Raw genomic sequence first — 18,799 nt, forward strand, 5'->3', positions numbered from 1 at the left:
GTCGACGCCGGCCAATCCAACGCAAGACGGGAGAGAGACCATGACGTACCGCAAATCCGCACTGTCCGCCGCGATCGTCGCCTGCCTCGGCTTCAGCGCCCATGTCCAGGCGCAGGACAGCCAGAACGACGACCCGGCAAGCCAGGAAAGCGTCACCGACATCGAAAAGGTCGTCGTCACCGGCATCCGCGGCAGCATGGAGCGCTCGCTCGACGCCAAGCGCGAGTCGGATTCGCATGTCGAGGTGGTCACCGCCGAGGACATCGGCAAGCTGCCGGCCAAGAACGTCGCCGATACGCTGCAGCGCCTGCCGGGCGTGAACATCAGCTCGTCGAGCGCCACCGAAGGCGGCTTCGACGAAAGCGACCGCATCAGCCTGCGCGGCACCAGCCCGAGCTTGACCCAGACCCTGGTCAACGGCCACACCGTCGGCACCGGCGACTGGTTCGTGCTCAGCCAGGTGCAGACCGTCGGCCGTAGCGTCAGCTACAGCCTGCTGCCGGCCGAGATCGTCAGCCAGGTGGTGGTGCACAAGGGCTCGGAAGCCAGGCTTACCGAAGGCGGCAGCGCCGGCTCGATCGACATCATCACCCGCCGACCGCTGCAGTTCGCGGATCCGTTCACCGCCGAGGCCAACATCGGCGCGGTCTACTCGGACCTGCCGGGCGAGACCAAGCCGCAGTTCGACGCGCTGCTCAACTGGAAGAACGACGCCGATACCGCCGGCATCCTGTTCCAGGCGTTCTACGAGAAGCGCGGCCTGCGTCGCGACGGCCAGGAAGTGGTGGGCGGGTTCCTGCCGATCGCCGCCGATGCGCCGGTCGTGGCCACCAACCCCGACCTCGCAGGTGTGTTGTATCCCAACCTGATCGGCTCGACGCTGTTCGAGCAGACCCGCGAACGCAAGGGCGGCGTGCTCGACATCCAGGTCAAGCCCACCGACAACCTCACCCTTGGCCTGAACGCCTTCTACTCCAAGCTCAAGGCCGACAACTTCAACCGCAACTACATGTTGTGGAACAGCCAGTACGTCGCGTCCGTCGCGCCGCTGCCCGGCTACACTGTGCGCGACGGCGTGCTGGTCAACGCGGAGTATCCGGCGGTCACCGGCGATGTCGTGCCGCGCGGCGTCTACGACCAGATCTCGCGGCCGGGCGCCAGTTCGGAATCCAAGTACCTGACCCTGGACGCCGACTGGCAGGTGACGGACCGCTTCAACATCAAGGCCCAGGCCGGGCAGACCGAGGGCCACGGCCGCAGTGACACCCAGGACGTGATGGAGCTGGGCTTCGGCGGCAATGCCGCGTCCGGCTGGTCGATGAACGGCCCCGGCAGCCCGATCAACTGGCACGTCGGCGGCGACAACGCCTCGCCGTCCGGCATCCTCCCTGCGTTCGGCTGGATCTTCGGCGGCCAGGACATCGACGTGCTCGACAAGGAGAACTGGGCACAGGCCGACGGCGAGCTGTATTTTTCCGACGGCACGCTGTCGACGATCGATTTCGGCGTGCGCTACGCCGAACACACGCGACGGAACGACAACGAGATCGCGCAGGGCCCGAACTGGGCGACCGACTGGCAGAACGCCGCCAACTATCCCACCGACCACCAGAACTACCCCGGCGACTTCGGCAACGATCTCGGCGGCAACTTCCCCACCGGCATCTGGTACTGGACGCCGGACCAGCTGGCCGACCTCAACAACCGCTTCGCCGACCGCGACCCGGTCACCCGCTTCTACTGGCAGGACCTGTACAGCGTGAAGGAGAAGGCGGGCGCGGCCTACGTGCAAGCCAACTTCGAGGGCGATCGCTGGGCCGGCAACGTGGGCCTGCGCTACGTGCAGACGCGCCAGCGCATCGTCACCAACGTGGCGGTGAATCCGACGATCCCGGTCGATGAGCAGCCCGACGGCACCGTCAACGGCTCGGCCTTCGGCCCCTACCTGCCGACGCTCAGCCGCAAGTCGTACAACGAGCTGCTGCCCAGCGCGAACTTCAGGTTCAACGTCACCGACGACCTGGTCGCGCGCCTGTCGGCGTCGAAGACACTCACCCGGCCGGACTTCTCCGCGCTCGCCGGCTCGGTGTCGCTGGACGACCTCACCCACACCGGCAGCGGCGGCAACCCCGACCTGGACCCGATCGTCTCGACCAACTTCGACGCCGCACTGGAGTGGTATTTCGCCCCGCGCGCACTGCTGTCGGCCAGCATCTTCTCGATGAAGATGAAGGACTACGTCACCTTCGGCACTTCGACCCAGCAGTTCATCGACCAGCAGGCGAGCCAGGATGCCGGGGAACTGGTCCTGGCCGACTATGCGGTGTCGAGCCCGGTGAACACCGACGCCGACGTCAAGGGCATCGAGCTCGACTACCAGCAGCCGATCGGCGACAACTTCGGCATCAATGCCAACTACACCTACGCCGACAGCGACTCGGACGGCGACAAGCCGGTGTTCGGCACCTCGAAGAACACCTACAACGTGTCGGGCTACTTCGAGAACGACCGCTTCAACGCGCGGCTGAGCTACACCCGCCGCTCGGAGTTCTACGCCGGCGTGGCGCGCACGGACGATTTCTTCCAGGACAGCATCGCCAACGTCTCCGCCTCGCTCGGCTTCAAGGCGACCGACTGGCTGTCGATCACCTTCGACGCGCTCAACCTCAACAACCCGAAGCTGAAGTACTACAGCCAGACCGGCGACAACCCGAAGCTTCCGTACGCGTTCTACTCCAACGGCCGCCAGTACTACCTGAACTTCCACTTCAAGTTCTGAGCGCGGCCACCGGTTCGCGCCTTGCTCCGCGGGCCCGGGATTTCCGGGCCCGTGTCGTTCCGGGAACCGGTGCACCCGAATCGCAGCATCGCGGCCATGGGCGGCGCTGGCTGGCAGACTCATTGCGCATCGCCGTGTTCCATGGATATCCGTGACCCAGACAGGACGCCCCATGAAGCTTTTTCGACGCCTGCTCCTCCTCGCCCTGCTGCCGGCCACCGTTGCCGTGGCGGCGACCGCTGCGGAGATGCCCGCGCAACCGCCGCTGTCGCTGATCCCCGAGCCCGCCTCGCTCGCGCTGCGCGAGGGCGCGTTCGAGCTGCGCGCAGACACGCCGCTGGTCGCGGCGGATCCACGGGCCGCGCAGGTCGCGCGGCAGTTCGCCGGTTACCTGCAGCGCAGCCGGGGCATCGCGCCGCAGATCCGCGACACGGCTGCGGGCGATGCCTCGGCGATCGAGTTCCGGATCGCACCCGTTGCCGCCGACGCATCGCCGGAAGCCTATTCACTCGATGTCTCGCCGCAGCGCATCGTGGTCAGCGCCGGCGACGCGCGCGGCCTGTTCTACGGCGCGGTAACGCTGTGGCAGCTGGCCACGTCCGGCGTCGACAAAGGCGTTCCGGCGCGCATTCCCGCGCTGCGCATCGACGACACGCCACGCTTCGCCTGGCGCGGGCTGATGCTCGATTCCGCGCGCCATTTCCAGTCGGTCGACGAGATCAAGCAGCTGCTCGACGCAATGGCGCTGCACAAGCTCAACACCTTCCACTGGCACCTGACCGACGACCAGGGCTGGCGCCTGCAGATCCGCAAATACCCGAAGCTCACGCAGGTCGGCGGTTGCCGGATCCCCGCCGGTGACGGCGGCATCGACCCGCGCACCGGCAAGCCGGCGCCGTACTGCGGCTTCTACACCCAGGACCAGGTGCGCGAGATCGTCCGCTACGCGGGCGAACGCCACATCACCGTGGTCCCGGAGATCAACATCCCCGGCCATGCGCAGGCGGCGATGGCGGCCTATCCGGAGCTGAGCAGCGTGGACGGCCCGACGCGCGTGTCCAGCGAATGGGGCGTGCACAAGTACCTGTTCAATGCAGAAGAGGACACGTTCGGATTCCTCGAGGACGTGATGGCGGAAGTCGTCGAGCTGTTTCCCGGGCGCTACGTCCACATCGGCGGCGACGAGGCGGTCAAGCAGCAGTGGGAGGAATCGCCGCGCGCGCAGGCGCGCATGCGCGAACTGGGCGTGGCGAACGAAGCGCAGCTGCAGGGCTATTTCGTCAAGCGCATGGCGCGCTTCCTTGCTGCGCACGGCAAACGGGTGATCGGCTGGGACGAGATCCTCGAAAGCGACCTGCCCGCCGACGCCGCGGTGATGTCCTGGCGCGGCATCGAAGGCGGCACCGAGGCTGCGCGCAAGGGCCACGACGTGGTGATGTCGCCGGTGTCGGACCTGTACCTGGATTACCTGCAGACCGACTCGCCGGACGAACCGCCCGGCCGCCCGACGCTCATCCCGCTGCGCAAGGCCTACGATTTCGAACCGGTGCCGGCCGCGCTCACGCCCGCGCAGGCGCGCCACATCCTCGGCCTGCAGGCCAACGCGTGGACCGAACACATGCGCACGTTCGAACGCGTCGAGCATGCGATCTTCCCGCGCATCGCCGCGGTCGCCGAGACCGGCTGGACGCCGCGCGCGCGCAAGGACTACACCGGTTTCCTGGCCCGCCTGCCGGCGCAGCTGGCCCGCTACCGCCACGCCGGCATCGACTACGCACGCACGCCGTTCGACGTGCGCATCGACGCGACGCCGCGCGGCAATGGCACCATCGCCGTCACCCTGTCGCAGCCGGTGGGGCTGGGCACGATCCGCTACACCGTCGACGGCAGCCCCCCCACGCCGGCTTCACCCGCGTACGGCGCACCACTGCTGCAGCAACTGCCGGTGGAGGTACAGGCGGCGGCATTCGTCGACGGCCGGGCGCTGGAAACACCGACATCCCGACGCTTCGATGCGGCATCGCTGCTGCAGCGCGAGGACGAGGCGCTGGCGATGTGCAGCCAGGGCCTGATGTTGCGGCTGGAGGACGACGGCCCGTTCGACGGGCCGCGCGCGATCTACAACGTCGACATCTTCAACCCCTGCTGGCTGTGGCGCGATGCACCGCTTGACGGCATCGGCGCGGTCGACGTGGTGGCCGGCCGCATTCCCTACTACTTCCAGCTCGCCGGCGACGAGCCCAACCGCAGGTTCCGCCCAGCCCGAAGCCCGCATGGCGAACTGGAAGTGCGCAACGGATGCGAAGGCGACCTGCTGGCCAGCGTGCCGCTGCCGGCCGAACCGGACGCCAACGGCTTCGTCGTCCTGCGCGCACGATTGGCCACGCCCCACCCCGCCACGGCCGACCTGTGCATCGTGTTCACCGGCGACACGCGGCCGACGATGTGGGTGGTGGACCGGGTGGCGCTGCGGCCGGTGGCGCCCTGAAGCCCGCCGCGCGAATCGCTCTCCCGTAGGAGCGGCAGCAGCCGCGAGCTTTCCGACCCGAAGAGCTCGCGGCTGCCGCCGCTCCTACAGGATCATCACCCGGATCAACGCGCGAACAGCCGTGCCTCGATCCGCAGCAGCAGGTCGCGCAGCGGCGTCAGCCCGATCGCAAACCCCGCGGCCACGCCGAGCGTGTCGGCGAGCACGTCGTTCGGATCCATCGAGCGCGTGGCGGTGAAGGCGTACTGCGCCAGTTCGATCGCGATGCCGAGGCACACCAGGCCGAGCGCGACGCACCACAGCACTGCCCGCCCCCGGTAGAGCTGCACCGCGCTGGCGGCGAGCAGGAAGAAGGCAAGGAAGTGTTCGATCTTGTCGGCGCCGCGCGGGAACGACGGCAGATCCTGCGCCGGCACCAGGCAGGCCGCGAACACCAGCAGCACCGCCAGCCACCACAGCGCCAGCCACGCGCGCGGATGCCGCAGCGGCTTGAGCCCGCGCGTGGCCATCACAATCGGAAGCTCAGGTCGCCGGCGAGGAAGGCCACGCCGAACTCCACCCCGCGCGCGAACCCCATCGCCTGGAAGCGCTCGCCCATCGCGCCCGGCAGGGTCAGCTGCTTGGCCTGCTGGCGCAGCGCGTAGCGGCCGGCTTCGTCGGCGGCCCGGCTTTCCTGGTCGGCCAGGCGCTGTTCCAGGCCGTTGCCGATCAGCAGGCTGGCCTGCGAGCAATAGCCGGCGAAGTCGAAGCCGGCGCCGGTGCCGGCCTCGGCCAGCGCAGTGAAGTCGACCGACGCGGTGATGTCCTGCAATCCCGGATGCGCGAACACGTCATTGCTGACGCGATGGCGATGGAACGCGCGCAACGTGCCATCGCGACGTTCGGCCGCGTAGTACTCGCGGCGCGGATGGCCGTAGTCGACGAACAGCATCGCGCCCGCCTCGAGGCCACCGGCCACCGCCTGCAGCCAGTACGGCAGCTGCGGCAGCACTTCCGAGCGATAACCGTCCGGGAAGGGCGCGCCGCGTTCACGCTCGACGTGGCGCACTGCCGCCGCCAGCAGCGGGTCGGCGGGGCGGTCGATGCGGATGAATGCGCCGTCACCCGCGAGCGCGACATGCTCCTCGAACACCTCGCCTTCGCGCAGGCTGAAACGCGGCGTCGGCAGCGCATCGATCACCTCGTTGGCGAACAGCACGCCGTTCCACGGTTCGGGCAGCGGTCCATCGAGCCACTCGACGCAGGCGAACACCAGCGGCGTGAGCTTGCGCTGCAGGCGTTCGCGCTGGCGCTCGCGCAGGTCGGCGCTGGGCTCGAGGATGGCGTAGCGCGCGGGCATCGCGTCGATCGCCATCAGCTGCTTGATCGCGTGCTCGGCGAAGGCGCCGCTGCCGCCGCCGATCTCCAGGAACGTCGCCGATTCGCCCACCTGGCGCAGCACCGGCGCCACCGCCTCAGCCACGCACTGCGCGAACAGCGAGCCGAGCTCGGGCGCGGTGACGAAGTCGCCGGCGCGGCCGAACTTGGTGGCGCCGGCGCTGTAGTAGCCCAGGCCCGGCGCGTACAGCGCGAGCTCCATGAAGCGCGAGAAGGGGATCGCGCCGCCGGTCGCGGCGATCTGTTCACGGATCAGTGCCTGCAGGTGCGCGCTGTGCGCGAGGGCGTCGGCGTCCGGGGGCGAGGTGGGCATGGAAATTCCTGTTTCGACAGCGCGACAGGATACGGAACCGTCGCCACCGGTGTGTGTGGCGTGCGTGTGGCGTTTGTGTGTTGTGGGAGCGGCCATGGCCGCGATGGGCACTCCCGGCGGCGCAGTCGCGGCCATGGCCGCTCCCACGACACATCCCCCGGCTCCAGGATCGAGCCTGCGCTATCGTGTGCCGTCATGAACGCCCCATCCCGCCCTGTCGCCCTGGTCACCGGCGCCGCCCGCCGCCTCGGCGCGGCCATCGCCCGCCGCCTGCACGCGGACGGCTACGACCTGGCGCTGCACTACCGCAGCTCGGCCGCCGACATGCAGGTGCTGGCCGGCGAGCTGGAAGGCCGCCGCGACGGCAGCGTCCTCACCCTGCAGGCCGATCTCGCCGAATTCGACCGCCTGCCCGAGCTCGTGGCGAAGACCGTCGGCCGCTTCGGACGCCTCGACGCGCTGGTCAACAATGCCTCCGGCTTCCAGCCGACGCCGCTGGGCACGGCCACGCCGGCGCAATGGGACGCCCTGTTCACCAGCAACGTGCGCGCGCCGTTCTTCCTCGCCCAAGCCGCGGCGCCACACCTGGTCGCCGCCGGGGGCGCAGTCGTCAACATGGTCGACATCTACGCCCAGCGTCCGCTGCGCGGTTACAGCGTGTACTGCATGGCCAAGGCCGCACTGGCGATGGCAACCCGCTCACTGGCGCTGGAACTGGCTCCGGACGTGCGCGTCAACGCGATCGCGCCGGGCGCGATCCTCTGGGCCGAAGACCCCGCAACGAAGGCGGGGGACGGCGACCAGCGCAAGGCCGCGATGCTGGCGCGCACCCCGCTGGCGCGAACTGGCACGCCGGAAGAGATCGCCGAAGCGGTGCGCTGGCTGCTGCGCGACGCAACCTACTGCACCGGGCAGGTGCTGCGGCTCGACGGCGGGCGGCTGCTGGAAGATTGATTATCCGCGGCGCCGCGACGGCGCTGCGCGTCCATCGCCTTGTGCTGCCGTGGGAGCAGGCATGGCCGCTCCCACAAGACAGGTTTTCGCGGCGCGTCGTGCCGGCACCTGGCGCCGACCCGGGCCGCCGGTACCGGGCAGCAGCCGCATCACTGCTTTGGCGTGAACGCCTGTGACAACGCCACGCCCTGGAACGCCGCCGGCGTCTCGTTCGACACCGCGTAACGGTACAGCGTCGCCGAATAGATGCCGGTCAGCGCCGCCTGGTAGATCCCGAGCAGCAACACCCCAATCGCGAACACGACGCCCACCGCGATCGCCAGTGCCACCGACGCCTGCGCAGCCAGCACCACCAGGCCCACCCCCACCAGCACCACCGCGAAGGTGATCAGCCCGAACGCCGCGCCGATGCCGACGTGGCCGATCGCGTTCTCGCCCCAGGTGCGCCTGAGCAGCCCCACGCTCTGCTTCAGTGCGTCGACCGGGCCGATGTCGCGGCTGACCAGCACCGGCACCACGAGGAAGGTGGCCAGCGTCCACGCCACGCCCAGCCCGCTGCCGAGCAGGCGGATGATGAAGTTGTCCTTGTTCTTCAGCGCCTGCAGCAGCACGCCGACGGTGGCCGCGATCGCGGCGTAGCCGAGGATCGCCGGCAGCCGCGACCTTGCGGCATCGAAGCCGTCGCGCAGGGTCGGGTCGCCGCCGTCGAGCCGGATCATCGCCGCGCCGACCAGCGCGCAGTTGAAGAAGATGATCACCGTGTACTGGCAGAAATAGAACAGGAACCCGAACACCGCGCCGCCGATGCCGAAGCCATCGGCGAAGACCCGCAGCGCGAACATCGGCAACAGGAAGGTCGCCAGCACCACCAGCGTGGCGGCGCCGGAGAGGATCGGGAACAGCATCAGCTCCTTGTCCGAGCGCAGCACCGCGGCGCTCGCCCTGACCAGCTCCCAGCTGCGCGAAAGTTTCTCGAACATGTGCCTGCCTCCCCGGGTGACGGCGTGAGCGTGCGATGCGCGGGGTGCGCACGCAAGCGCCGGAAGTCACCGAACCGGACGATCCCGCGCGGCAGATGTGACATCGTCGCCCGCAGGAGCGGCGGAAGCCGCGACCCTTCCGTTGCCGCAAGAGATACGCAGGGGTTCGCGGCTTCCGCCGCTCCTACTAGAAGTCAGGTACCGCCACCATCGGCACGTCCCGCTCCGGCGACTCCGCCCACAGCTGCGCCAGCGTGCGCCCGCTGCGCGGTTCCACCGCGTCCGGCACGATCTCCGCCAGCGGCCGCAGCACGAAGGCGTGGCGCAGCTCGTCGCGCGGCACGCGCAGATGTCCCGGGCCTTCGACGATCCGTTCGTCGTACAGCACCAGGTCGATGTCGAGCGTGCGGTCGCCGAAGCGCGGCCCGCTGCGATCGCGGCCATGCGCGTCCTCCAGCGCGTGCAGCCAGGCGTCGAGCGCCTGCGGTTCGAGATCGGTGTCCACCACCGCCGCGGCATTGAGGAAATCGCCGCCGTCGAAACCCACCGCGCGCGTTCGATACACCTGCGACACCAGCACGTGCCCGAAGCGCGCACGCAGCGCGTCGATCGCCGCACGCAGGTGCGTTTCGGGTTCGAGGTTGCTGCCCAGGCTCAGGCAGGCGCGCGCCATCGCGTCCTCAATCTTCCGCGGCGGCCGGCACGGCGCGCAGGCCCGCCAGCGCGGTGCTCAGCTCGGCGCCGCTGGGCTGCTGGAAGATCCGCAGCCCGAACTCCGGCAACACCGCCAGCAGGTGGTCGAAGATGTCGCCGGCGAGGTTCTCGTACGGCACCCAGTTCACGTCGGCGGAGAAGCAGTACACCTGCAGCGGCAGGCCGGTCGGCGTGGGGTCGAGCTGGCGCACCATCAATGTCATGTCGTGCGCCACGCCCGGGTGGGAACGCAGGTAGGCGGTCATGTAGGCGCGGAACGTGCCCAGGTTGGTCGCGCGGCGGTTGTTGACCGGATCCTTGCCGGCCGCTTCCAGCTGCGCGTTGTACGCCGCCAGTTCCGCCTGCTGCTTGTCCAGGTACTCGTCGATCAGCGCGATCCGGCGCAGGTGCTGACGCTCCTCCGGCTGCAGGAAGCGCACCGAGGTCTGGTCGATCAGCAGCGCGCGCTTGATCCGGCGCCCGCCGAAGTCGCTCATCCCGCGCCAGTTGCGGTAGCTCTCGCTGATCAGCTTCCAGGTCGGGATGGTGCTGATCGTCTTGTCCCAGTTCTGCACCTTGACCGTGTGCAGGCTGATGTCGATCACGTCGCCGTCGGCGTTCTGGCTGGGCATCTCGATCCAGTCGCCCACCCGCAGCATGTCGTTGCTGGATAGCTGGACTGAAGCCACCAGCGACAGGATGGTGTCCTTGAACACCAGCATCAGCACCGCGGTCATCGCGCCCAGGCCGGTCAGCAGCACCAGCGGCGACTTGCCGATCAGCGAAGCGATCATCAGCACCGCGGCGATGATGTAGATGCCGATCTTCACCAGCTGCAGGTAGCCCTTGATCGGGCGCCGCACGGCGTGGCGGCTGGTCTGCTCGTAGATGTCGTTGAGCGCGTCGAGCAGGTTGCCGATCGCCATCGCCACGGTCAGCGCGACATAGGCCAGCGCGACGTTGCGCACCACCATGTCCAGCCAGTCCGGCACGCCCGGCACCAGCGCGATGCCGCCGAGCACGATCAGCGCCGGCACCACGTTGGCCAGCCGTGCCAGCACCCGGCGGCCCATGATCGCGTCGTCCCAGTGGGTGGGCGATGCCTTGGCCAGGCGCCCGACCACCACCAGCAGCACGCGCCGTGTCAGCCAGTTGGCCAGCCAGGCGATGAGCGCGAGCGCCAGCAGGCCGACGAGCGTGGATGCGTAGGGAATGCCGGCCAGCGGCCGCACGAGGTTCGAATCGATGAAATCCTGCATGCCTTACAGGGTAGCGGCTGCACGCTCGATGATCACCCCGACCGCGCGCGCGCCGCGCACCGCGCCGGGCTTGCCCAGCTTCAGGCGCACGCGTGCAACGCCGAATTCATCGAGGATGATCGCCGCCACGCGTTCGGCCAGCGTTTCCACCAGTCCGAAGTCCGACTGCGACACGTACTCGATCACCCGCTTGCTCACCGCCTTGTAGTCGAGCGTGTCGGCGATGTCGTCGCTGGCCGCTGGCACGCGGTTGTCGAACTCCATCTCGATGTCGAACAGCAGCGGCTGGCGGATGCGCCGCTCCCAGTCGTAGATGCCGATCAGCGCCTCGACTTCGAGGGCTTCGATGAAGACGGTGTCCATGGGGAAGATCCGTGGTTTGTGATTGCGATTGCGATTGGTGATTCGCAGGAAAGCCTGCATGTTGTCATCCCGGGCGCAGCGAGGGATCCCTGCTACTCGAAAGGCCGGATCCCTCGCTGCGCCCGGGATGACAAGAATGCGGCTGCCTTACCGACCACCAGTCACGAACCAGCGCCTGCCGCCGCCAGCGGCGGCAACGTCGCCATGTCCCAGCGCGGCGTTGCACGCACCGCTGCGTCGTCCCGTTGCCCTGCCTGCAGCCGCAGCGCACCGGCGAAGGCGATCATCGCGCCGTTGTCGGTGCACAGCGCCGGGCGCGGGAAGCAGGCGCGGCCGCCGCGGCGTTCGCACATCGCCTGCAGCTTCGCGCGCAGGCGCTTGTTGGCGCCGACGCCGCCGGCCACCACCAGCACGTCGCAGCCGGCCGCATCGAGCGCGCGTTCGCACTTGATCGCCAGGGTGTCGACCACCGCATCCTCGAAGCCGCGCGCGATGTCGGCGCGGGTCTGGTCGGCTTGGTCGCTGTTCTGCCAGGCCAGCAGCACCTGGGTCTTCAGGCCGCTGAAGCTGAAATCGAGTCCCGGCCGGTCGGTCATCGGCCGCGAGAACTTGTACCTGCCGGGTGTGCCGTCCTCGGCCAGCCGCGCGAGCTGCGGGCCGCCCGGATATGGCAAGCCCATCATCTTGGCGGTCTTGTCGAAAGCCTCGCCGGCGGCGTCGTCGAGGGTCTCGCCGAGCAGCCGGTAACTGCCGATCGCATCCACGGCGACCAGCTGGGTGTGGCCGCCGGACACCAGCAGGGCGACGAACGGGGGCTCGGGCGGGTCATCCTCCATCAGCGGTGCCAGCAGGTGGCCTTCCATGTGGTGGACGCCGACGGCCGGCAGGTCCAGCGCCCAGGCCAGCGAGCGCGCCACCCCGGCGCCGACCAGCAGCGCCCCGACCAGACCGGGGCCGGCGGTGTAGGCCACGCCGTCGAGGTCGCCCACGCCCAGCCCGGCTTCGGCCAGGGTCTGGCGGATCAGCGGCAACAGCTTGCGGACGTGGTCGCGGCTGGCCAGTTCCGGCACCACCCCGCCGTACTCGGCGTGCAGGGCGATCTGGCTGTAGACCGCGTGCGCACGCAGGCCCTCGGCGCCGGCCAGTGCGGTGTCGTACACGGCGACGCCGGTTTCATCGCAGCTGGATTCGATGCCGAGGACTTTCATGGGAGGCGGGGACGGGATTCGGTAGGGGAGATCTGGGGGCCCCGGCGCCGGGTTCCAGCACGATCCGGGGCAACCCGGGCGGGGACGGGCCGGGATGCCGCGGGCGCGGTTGCGCGTGGATGCGGGCCGCGGCTATCATACGCGGCTCGCCGGAGGGATTCCGGCGGCCTGCGAGTCCCTCGCACGAGTCCGCGCCCACGGAGGCCGGGCTTTCCAACCCACAGAGATTCCTATGCCCAGCGTCAAAGTCCGCGAAAACGAGCCGTTCGAGTTTGCGCTCCGCCGCTTCAAGCGCACCTGCGAGAAGGCCGGCGTCCTCGCCGAAACCCGCAAGCGCGAGTATTACGAGAAGCCGACCCAGGAACGCAAGCGCAAGGCCGCCGCCGCCGTGAAGCGCCAGGCGCGCCGTACCTCGCGCGACGTCACCAAGCGCCAGCGCCTCTACTGAGGCAGGCGCGGATCCTTCCGCAGGCGCGCCTCGTCGCGCGCCGCAGCAGGATATCCACGAAGCCGGCACGCGCAAGCGTCGCCGGCTTCTTGTCTTTGCGGCGTTTGTCCCCGATGACCTGAAGCCGCTCCTGCAGGATTTCCCGCCAGGCCGCGCGCCGGCTCACAGCCGGCGCCGCCTCCCCACCCCCACGGAGAGCCACATGACCCTCAAGCAGCAACTCACCGACGACATGAAGGCCGCGATGAAGTCCGGCGACAAGCAGCGCCTGGGCGTGATCCGCCTGGTCAACGCCGCGATCAAGCAGCGCGAGGTCGATGAGCGGATCGAGCTCGACGACGCCGCCGTGCTCGCCGTGCTGGAGAAGATGGTCAAGCAGCGCAAGGACTCGGTGAGCCAGTACGAGGCCGCCCAGCGCGAGGACCTGGCCGCGATCGAGCGCGACGAGATCGTGGTGATCGAGCACTACCTGCCCGAAAAGCTGGGCGAGGCCGAGATCCTGTCCGCGATCGAAGCGGCCATCGCCCAGACCGGCGCCACCGGCCCGGCCGACATGGGCAAGCTGATGGGCGTGCTCAAGCCGAAGCTGGCCGGGCAGGCCGACATGGGCCAGGTCTCGGCGCTGGTGAAGAAGGCGCTCGCCGGGTAAGCGGGCGCGCCCGGCCGATGCCGTGCTGGCATCGGCTGCGTTCGCGAACGACCGGCCATGGGTGCCGGGCCGGGCAATCCGAGGCCCGCAAAGTCGCGCCATGGATGGCAGCCGCGATCTGGATCACGTCATGCAGTGCCTATCGGGCAGCAACGCATTGGCGTCCAATGGATGCTCGGACAGGGCGTCTTCCGGCAGCCTCGCCCGGAAGCCTTCCTTCTTTCATCGTCATCCCCGCGAACGCGGGGATGACGGCAAAGACCATGGCACACCTGCTGCTGGATCCCCGCGGGACATGCGTCTGTTGAAAGCCGCGGGGGCTGACGCACGCGAGCGCAGCGCCCGCTTGAGCGCGATCCACGCGCTGAACATTTTCTCAACGCCGCCCGCCTATCCTCGCGCGATGCCATTTTCCCGAGAACGCGTCCGTGAACGCCTGCAGCGCTTGCAGGTAAGCCTGCCCGTCGCACTCGGGCGCCGCTTCGTCGAGACCGACCTGCTGACGCATGCGGCGGCGCTGTCGTTCTACGCGCTGCTGTCGCTGGCTCCCTTGCTGATCCTGCTGTTGTGGCTCGCAGCGTCGCTGTACCCCACGGCGCAGGACGAGCTGATGCGCCAGGTCGGCGACCTCGCCGGCAGCGGCGCGCGCGACGTCGCCACCACCGTGATCGCCAACGCGCAGCGCCGGCCGGACGTCGGCTCGCTCGCCGGCATCTGGAGCACCGCGCTGCTGTTCGTCGGCGCCACCGCGGTGTTCTCGCGCCTGCAGACGGCGCTCAACCTGATCTTCCACAGCGATGCCAGGCAACTGCCCGGACTCTGGGCATGGCTGCGCAAGCGCGTGCTGTCGTTTGGCGTGGTGCTGGCGCTGGGTTTCCTGCTGATCGTCTCGATGACCCTGACCACCGCCTTGCAGGTCGTGTTCGCCTGGCTGCCGTCGATCCTGCCGGCGCTGGGCAACCTGTCGTCGCTGGCGCTGTATTCGGTCGCGTTCGCCTTCCTCTACCACTACCTGCCCGACCGCCGCGTGCGCTGGCGCCAGGCGCTGCTGGGCGGGGTGATCACCGCCGGGCTGTTCGTGCTCGGCCGCTGGGGCATCGGCCTGTACCTGGCGCAGGCCGCGCCGGGCAGCGCGTACGGCTCGATGGGCACCCTGGTGCTGCTGCTGGTGTGGATGTACTACGCCGCCGCGGTGTTCTTCATCGGCGCGCTGATCACGGCGGTGATCGACGAGCGGATGCTGAAGGCTGCCGCGGCGCCGGCAGCGCCACCCGGGGATTGATCCGGCCGGCCGGACGCGGCCGGCAAATGCGATCATGGCGGCATGGCCCGCCTGTCCGACGCCTTCATCGACGATCGCGCCCCCGCGAACACGAATCGCGGTACGGGTTGGCGCGCCGCAGCGCGCGGCGGGACTCGACCTGCCAGCGCAGTCGTCGAACTACTGGAGGACAGCTGAGATGGCGCGGTTGTCCGACGCCTTCATCGACGATCTTTTGGCCCGTACGGACATCGTCGAGGTGATCAACGCGCGCGTGCCGCTCAAGCGACAGGGCAAGGAGTACTCGGCGCGCTGTCCGTTCCACGACGAGCGCTCGCCTTCGTTCACGGTTTCGCCGGTCAAGCAGTTCTACCACTGCTTCGGCTGCGGCGCGCACGGCACCGCGATCTCGTTCCTGATGAACTACGACCGGCTCGAGTTCCTCGATGCGGTCGACGACCTCGCCCGCCGCGCCGGTATCGAGGTGCCGCGCGAGACCCGGCAGCACAACGAGAACTCGGATGCCAAGGAGCTGTTCGGCGCGCTCGAGGCCGCCGCGCACTTCTTCCAGAAACAGCTGGCCGGCAGCGACAAGGCGCAGGCCTACCTCGACCGCCGCGGCGTCGACGAACACATCCGCGCGCAGTTCGCGATCGGCTATGCGCCCGACGGCTTCTCCGCGCTGCGCGACGCGCTGGGCACCGACGCGCGGCGGATGAGCCTGCTCGAACGCGTCGGCCTGTTCTCGAAGAACGACAAGGGCCACGTCTACGACAAGTTCCGCGACCGGGTGATGTTCCCGATCCACGACCGACGCGGCCGCCCGATCGCGTTCGGCGGGCGCGTGCTCGATGCGGATGCGTCGCCCAAGTACCTCAACTCGCCCGAGACCGCGCTGTTCCACAAGGGCCGCGAACTGTACGGCCTGTGGCAGGTGCGGCAGGCGAACTCGCGGATCGAGCGGCTGATCGTGGTCGAGGGCTACATGGACGTGGTCGCGCTGTTCCAGCACGGCGTGACCCAGGCGGTCGCCACGCTCGGCACCGCAACCACGCCCGACCACGCCGAACTGCTGTTCCGCAACGCGCCGGATGTGTACTTCTGCTTCGACGGCGACAACGCCGGGCGCAAGGCCGCCACGCGCGCGATGGAATCGGTGCTGCCGCGCATGCGCGACGGGCGCCAGGCGTTCTTCTTGTTCCTGCCGGAGGGCGAGGATCCCGACACGCTGGTACGCAGCGAAGGCGCGCCGGGCCTGGATGCGCGGCTGGCACATGCCACGCCGCTGTCGCAGTTCCTGTTCGACTCGCTGGCGGTCGACGTCAACCTGGCCACGCTCGACGGCAAGGCGCGCCTGGCCGAGCGGGCAAAGCCGATGCTGGCGCAGATCCCCGACGGCGCCTTCGGCGACCTGATGCGCCAGCGCCTGACCGAACTGACCGGCGTCGGCGCACGCGACAGTGCGCCGGGCACGCACGTGCCGGTGCAGCGGGTGCACCGGCCGTCGGCGGTGCCGGCACCCAGGCGCAGCCTGGTGCGCAGCGCGATCGCCCTGCTGCTGCAGAAGCCCGCCCTGGCGCTGGAACTGCAGCCGCCCTACCGCTTCGTCGCCCTGCGCCAGCCCGGCGTGGACCTGCTCACCGAGCTGGTCGCGCTGGTCAGCGCGCGCCCGGACATCGCCACCGGCGCGTTGCTCGAACATTTTTCCGATCGCGACGAAGCCTCCGCGCTGCAGAAGCTCGCCAGCCACGCGATGCCCGGCGACGAAGCACGCTGGCGCGACGAGTTCCTCGACACCATGGCCCAGATCGATCGCCAGGTGCTGCAACAGCGCATCGATGAGCTGCAGGCCAAGCGCGGCGAATCCGGGCTCGACGACGCCGACAAGGCCGAACTGCGCGAACTGCTCCAGGCCAGGCTCGGCGGCCCCGCCTGAGCGCGGGCGCGGCGGGACGAAGCATGCGCTAGGCTTCGATCCATCCCGTTCCGGAGACCTCCATGCGCCTGCATGCCGTTGTTCCCGCCCTCGCCCTCGCGCTGGCCTGCACGCTGCCGGTCCTTGCCCAGACCACGCCGGTCGATCGCAAGCACGTCGACAACCGCGTCACCGAGAATCTGCCGGACATCCCGGATGCACTGGTCGAACGCCTGAGCCGCTACCAGAACACCCGCAGCGCCAGCGTCGCCGGCTGGACGCGCGACGGCTGCCTGCTGGTGTCCACGCGCTTCGCCGAGACCAACCAGGTGCACCGAGTCTGCCAGCCGCTGGGCATGCGCGAACAATTGACCTTCTACCCGGAACCGGTCGGCGAACTGCGGCCGGCACCGGCGCAGGCGGCGCGCGACGGCTTCTGGTTCACCCGCGACGCCGGTGGCGACGAGTTCTCGCAGCTGTACTGGTTCGACGCGCAGACCCGCGGGACCACCCTGCTCAGCGACGGCAAGCGCAGCCGGAACAGCGGCGCCCTGCCCAGCCGGGACGGCGCGCTGCTCGCCTGGTCCAGCACCGCGCGCAACGGCGTCGACACCGACGTGTGGGTGCGCGACAACCGCGGCGGACAGGCCCGCGCGGTGGTGACCGAAGGCGGCAGCTGGCACCCGCTGGACTTCTCGCCCGACGGCAAGCGCCTGCTGGTCGCCCGCTACGTGTCGGCCAGCGAAACGCATCCGGGCGAAGTGGACCTGGACAGCGGCAAGCTGACGCTGTTCCCGGTGGACGGCGGCAAGGCCGCCTTCGGCGGCTTCGCCTACGCGCCCGACGGCAAGGGCGTGTACTTCGTCTCCGACGAACCGGTGGACGGCAAGCCGAGCGAATTCCTCAGCCTGCGTTACCACGACCCGGCCAGCGGCCGGCTGGACATCGTCAGCGCCGGGATCCCGTGGGACGTGGAGGACTTCGAGATCTCCGACGATGGCCGCCACCTGGCCTACACCAGCAACGAGGACGGCATTGGCAAGCTGCACGTGCTGGCGCTCCCCGGACGCACGCCGGTGGCGTTGCCGGAACTGCCGGTCGGCGTGATCGGCGGCCTCGGCTTCTCGCCCGACGGCAACCGCATCGCGCTGACGCTGCATGCCGCCACCTCGCCCGGCGACGCCTACGTGATCGATCTCGCGGGGCGCTCGCTGGAACGCTGGACGCGCAGCGAAGTCGGCGGCCTGGACGCAGCGAAGTTCGTCGCGCCGACGCTGGTCCGCTACCCCAGCTTCGACCAGGTGGACGGCAAGCCACGCACGATCCCCGCCTTCTACTACCGCCCCGCGAAGGCCGCGGCCGGTGGCCGGCACCCGGTCGTCATCAACATCCACGGCGGCCCGGAGGGGCAGGCGCTGCCGATCTTCAACCCGGGCTTCCAGTTCCTGCTCAACGAACTGGGCGTGGCGGTGCTGGTCCCCAACGTGCGCGGCTCGTCGGGTTACGGCAAGAGCTACCTGGCGTTGGACAACGCCGCGCTGCGCGAGGATTCGGTGAAGGACATCGGCGCGCTGCTGGACTGGATCGCACGGCAGCCGGAACTCGACTCCTCGCGCGTGGGCGTGACCGGCGGCAGCTACGGTGGCTACATGGTGCTGGGCTCGCTGCTGCACTACAGCGACCGGATCCGCGCCGGCGTCGACGTCGTCGGCATCTCCGACTTCACCACCTTCCTCACCAACACCGAGGACTACCGCCGCGACCTGCGCCGCGCCGAGTACGGCGACGAGCGCGACCCGGCGATGCAGGCGGTGTTCGACCGCATCTCGCCGCTGAAGAACGCCGCGAAGATCAACGTGCCGCTGTTCGTGGCCCAGGGCAGGAACGACCCGCGGGTGCCCTACACCGAAGCCGAACAGATCGCCGCGGCGGTGCGCGGCAACGGCCAGCCGGTATGGTTCCTCATGTTCGACGACGAAGGCCACGGCTTCCGCAAGAAGCGCAACAGCAACTACTTCAACGCTGCCAGCGTGCTGTTCTGGCAGCGTTACCTGCTGGACGGGGAGCGGGACGCAGGGTCGGGGCAGTAGCCCCGACTGCAGTGCCGGAAGG

15 protein-coding genes are annotated in these 18,799 nt (G+C 69.3%); 8 read left to right on the forward strand and 7 right to left on the reverse strand.

The features are described 5' to 3' along the window. Positions 1–40: 40 nt before the first annotated feature. Together ACTJIL_RS13700 and ACTJIL_RS13705 are read left to right on the forward strand one after the other, a co-directional pair. Complete coding sequence (locus ACTJIL_RS13700) at positions 41–2,779, forward strand: TonB-dependent receptor (RefSeq protein ID WP_440756174.1); 2,739 nt, start codon at positions 41–43, stop codon at positions 2,777–2,779. A gap of 172 nt (positions 2,780–2,951) precedes the next feature. Further along, positions 2,952–5,267: a beta-N-acetylhexosaminidase gene (locus tag ACTJIL_RS13705; protein WP_440756175.1), complete on the forward strand. Its 2,316-nt coding sequence runs from the start codon at positions 2,952–2,954 to the stop codon at positions 5,265–5,267. A 104-nt stretch (positions 5,268–5,371) separates the two neighbouring features. Here the strand turns inward: ACTJIL_RS13705 and ACTJIL_RS13710 are convergent, their stop codons facing one another. Continuing rightward, entirely contained in the window at positions 5,372–5,776 is a 405-nt protein-coding gene (locus ACTJIL_RS13710; RefSeq protein WP_440756176.1) for a VanZ family protein, read from the reverse strand. After that, positions 5,776–6,957, reverse strand: coding sequence for a class I SAM-dependent methyltransferase (locus ACTJIL_RS13715; protein ID WP_440756177.1), 1,182 nt, complete (start codon positions 6,955–6,957; stop codon positions 5,776–5,778). Before ACTJIL_RS13715 ends, ACTJIL_RS13710 begins: the two co-directional genes overlap by 1 nt. A gap of 195 nt (positions 6,958–7,152) precedes the next feature. On the opposite strand from ACTJIL_RS13715, the gene ACTJIL_RS13720 reads away from it, so the two are divergent. Next, positions 7,153–7,911, forward strand: a complete 759-nt coding sequence (locus tag ACTJIL_RS13720) for a pteridine reductase (RefSeq protein WP_440756178.1) — start codon at positions 7,153–7,155, stop codon at positions 7,909–7,911. A gap of 149 nt (positions 7,912–8,060) precedes the next feature. Here ACTJIL_RS13720 and ACTJIL_RS13725 read toward each other — a convergent pair whose 3' ends face one another. From ACTJIL_RS13725 to tsaD, 5 genes are all read right to left on the reverse strand, one after another. Continuing rightward, a complete protein-coding gene (locus ACTJIL_RS13725) occupies positions 8,061–8,891 on the reverse strand; it encodes a DUF6159 family protein (RefSeq protein WP_440756179.1) in 831 nt (276 codons plus the stop codon). A gap of 187 nt (positions 8,892–9,078) precedes the next feature. After that, the gene (gene folK, locus ACTJIL_RS13730) at positions 9,079–9,564 is read right to left on the reverse strand and encodes a 2-amino-4-hydroxy-6-hydroxymethyldihydropteridine diphosphokinase (protein ID WP_440756180.1); all 486 of its coding nucleotides are present in this window, start codon (positions 9,562–9,564) and stop codon (positions 9,079–9,081) included. 7 nt (positions 9,565–9,571) lie between these two features. Then, entirely contained in the window at positions 9,572–10,843 is a 1,272-nt protein-coding gene (locus ACTJIL_RS13735; protein WP_440756181.1) for a mechanosensitive ion channel family protein, read from the reverse strand. A gap of 3 nt (positions 10,844–10,846) precedes the next feature. Further along, positions 10,847–11,206: a dihydroneopterin aldolase gene (gene folB / locus ACTJIL_RS13740; RefSeq protein WP_440756182.1), complete on the reverse strand. Its 360-nt coding sequence runs from the start codon at positions 11,204–11,206 to the stop codon at positions 10,847–10,849. A 161-nt stretch (positions 11,207–11,367) separates the two neighbouring features. After that, positions 11,368–12,414 (reverse strand): tRNA (adenosine(37)-N6)-threonylcarbamoyltransferase complex transferase subunit TsaD, encoded by a 1,047-nt coding sequence (tsaD, locus tag ACTJIL_RS13745; protein ID WP_440756183.1) that lies wholly within the window; start codon positions 12,412–12,414, stop codon positions 11,368–11,370. Positions 12,415–12,646: 232 nt separating this feature from the next. On the opposite strand from tsaD, the gene rpsU reads away from it, so the two are divergent. The 5 genes from rpsU (at position 12,647) to ACTJIL_RS13770 (ending at position 18,777) form a co-directional block, all read left to right on the forward strand. Beyond that, entirely contained in the window at positions 12,647–12,862 is a 216-nt protein-coding gene (rpsU, locus tag ACTJIL_RS13750) for a 30S ribosomal protein S21 (RefSeq protein ID WP_027069919.1), read from the forward strand. A 202-nt stretch (positions 12,863–13,064) separates the two neighbouring features. Continuing rightward, positions 13,065–13,511: a GatB/YqeY domain-containing protein gene (locus ACTJIL_RS13755; RefSeq protein ID WP_440756184.1), complete on the forward strand. Its 447-nt coding sequence runs from the start codon at positions 13,065–13,067 to the stop codon at positions 13,509–13,511. 403 nt (positions 13,512–13,914) lie between these two features. After that, positions 13,915–14,793, forward strand: coding sequence for a YihY/virulence factor BrkB family protein (locus ACTJIL_RS13760; protein WP_440756185.1), 879 nt, complete (start codon positions 13,915–13,917; stop codon positions 14,791–14,793). A 178-nt stretch (positions 14,794–14,971) separates the two neighbouring features. Continuing rightward, positions 14,972–16,708, forward strand: coding sequence for a DNA primase (dnaG, locus tag ACTJIL_RS13765; RefSeq protein ID WP_440756186.1), 1,737 nt, complete (start codon positions 14,972–14,974; stop codon positions 16,706–16,708). 62 nt (positions 16,709–16,770) lie between these two features. Further along, positions 16,771–18,777 carry a S9 family peptidase gene (locus tag ACTJIL_RS13770; protein WP_440756187.1) on the forward strand — a complete coding sequence of 669 codons (2,007 nt, stop codon included), beginning with the start codon at positions 16,771–16,773 and terminating at the stop codon, positions 18,775–18,777. The last annotated feature ends 22 nt before the right edge of the window (positions 18,778–18,799 follow it).

Origin of the sequence: Luteimonas sp. 22616, assembly GCF_052044325.1 — a bacterium.
Taxonomy (GTDB): domain Bacteria; phylum Pseudomonadota; class Gammaproteobacteria; order Xanthomonadales; family Xanthomonadaceae; genus Luteimonas.

Bases quoted from the DNA above. Each gene is read 5' to 3' on its own strand.
- ACTJIL_RS13760 (WP_440756185.1), top strand. From the start codon at position 13,915: ATGCCATTTTCCCGAGAACGCGTCCGTGAACGCCTGCAGCGCTTGCAG.
- ACTJIL_RS13735 (WP_440756181.1), bottom strand. From the start codon at position 10,843: ATGCAGGATTTCATCGATTCGAACCTCGTGCGGCCGCTGGCCGGCATT.
- ACTJIL_RS13770 (WP_440756187.1), top strand. From the start codon at position 16,771: ATGCGCCTGCATGCCGTTGTTCCCGCCCTCGCCCTCGCGCTGGCCTGC.
- ACTJIL_RS13700 (WP_440756174.1), top strand. From the start codon at position 41: ATGACGTACCGCAAATCCGCACTGTCCGCCGCGATCGTCGCCTGCCTC.
- tsaD (WP_440756183.1), bottom strand. From the start codon at position 12,414: ATGAAAGTCCTCGGCATCGAATCCAGCTGCGATGAAACCGGCGTCGCC.
- ACTJIL_RS13710 (WP_440756176.1), bottom strand. From the start codon at position 5,776: ATGGCCACGCGCGGGCTCAAGCCGCTGCGGCATCCGCGCGCGTGGCTG.
- ACTJIL_RS13720 (WP_440756178.1), top strand. From the start codon at position 7,153: ATGAACGCCCCATCCCGCCCTGTCGCCCTGGTCACCGGCGCCGCCCGC.
- folB (WP_440756182.1), bottom strand. From the start codon at position 11,206: ATGGACACCGTCTTCATCGAAGCCCTCGAAGTCGAGGCGCTGATCGGC.
- ACTJIL_RS13725 (WP_440756179.1), bottom strand. From the start codon at position 8,891: ATGTTCGAGAAACTTTCGCGCAGCTGGGAGCTGGTCAGGGCGAGCGCC.
- ACTJIL_RS13755 (WP_440756184.1), top strand. From the start codon at position 13,065: ATGACCCTCAAGCAGCAACTCACCGACGACATGAAGGCCGCGATGAAG.
- ACTJIL_RS13715 (WP_440756177.1), bottom strand. From the start codon at position 6,957: ATGCCCACCTCGCCCCCGGACGCCGACGCCCTCGCGCACAGCGCGCAC.
- rpsU (WP_027069919.1), top strand. From the start codon at position 12,647: ATGCCCAGCGTCAAAGTCCGCGAAAACGAGCCGTTCGAGTTTGCGCTC.
- dnaG (WP_440756186.1), top strand. From the start codon at position 14,972: ATGGCGCGGTTGTCCGACGCCTTCATCGACGATCTTTTGGCCCGTACG.
- ACTJIL_RS13705 (WP_440756175.1), top strand. From the start codon at position 2,952: ATGAAGCTTTTTCGACGCCTGCTCCTCCTCGCCCTGCTGCCGGCCACC.
- folK (WP_440756180.1), bottom strand. From the start codon at position 9,564: ATGGCGCGCGCCTGCCTGAGCCTGGGCAGCAACCTCGAACCCGAAACG.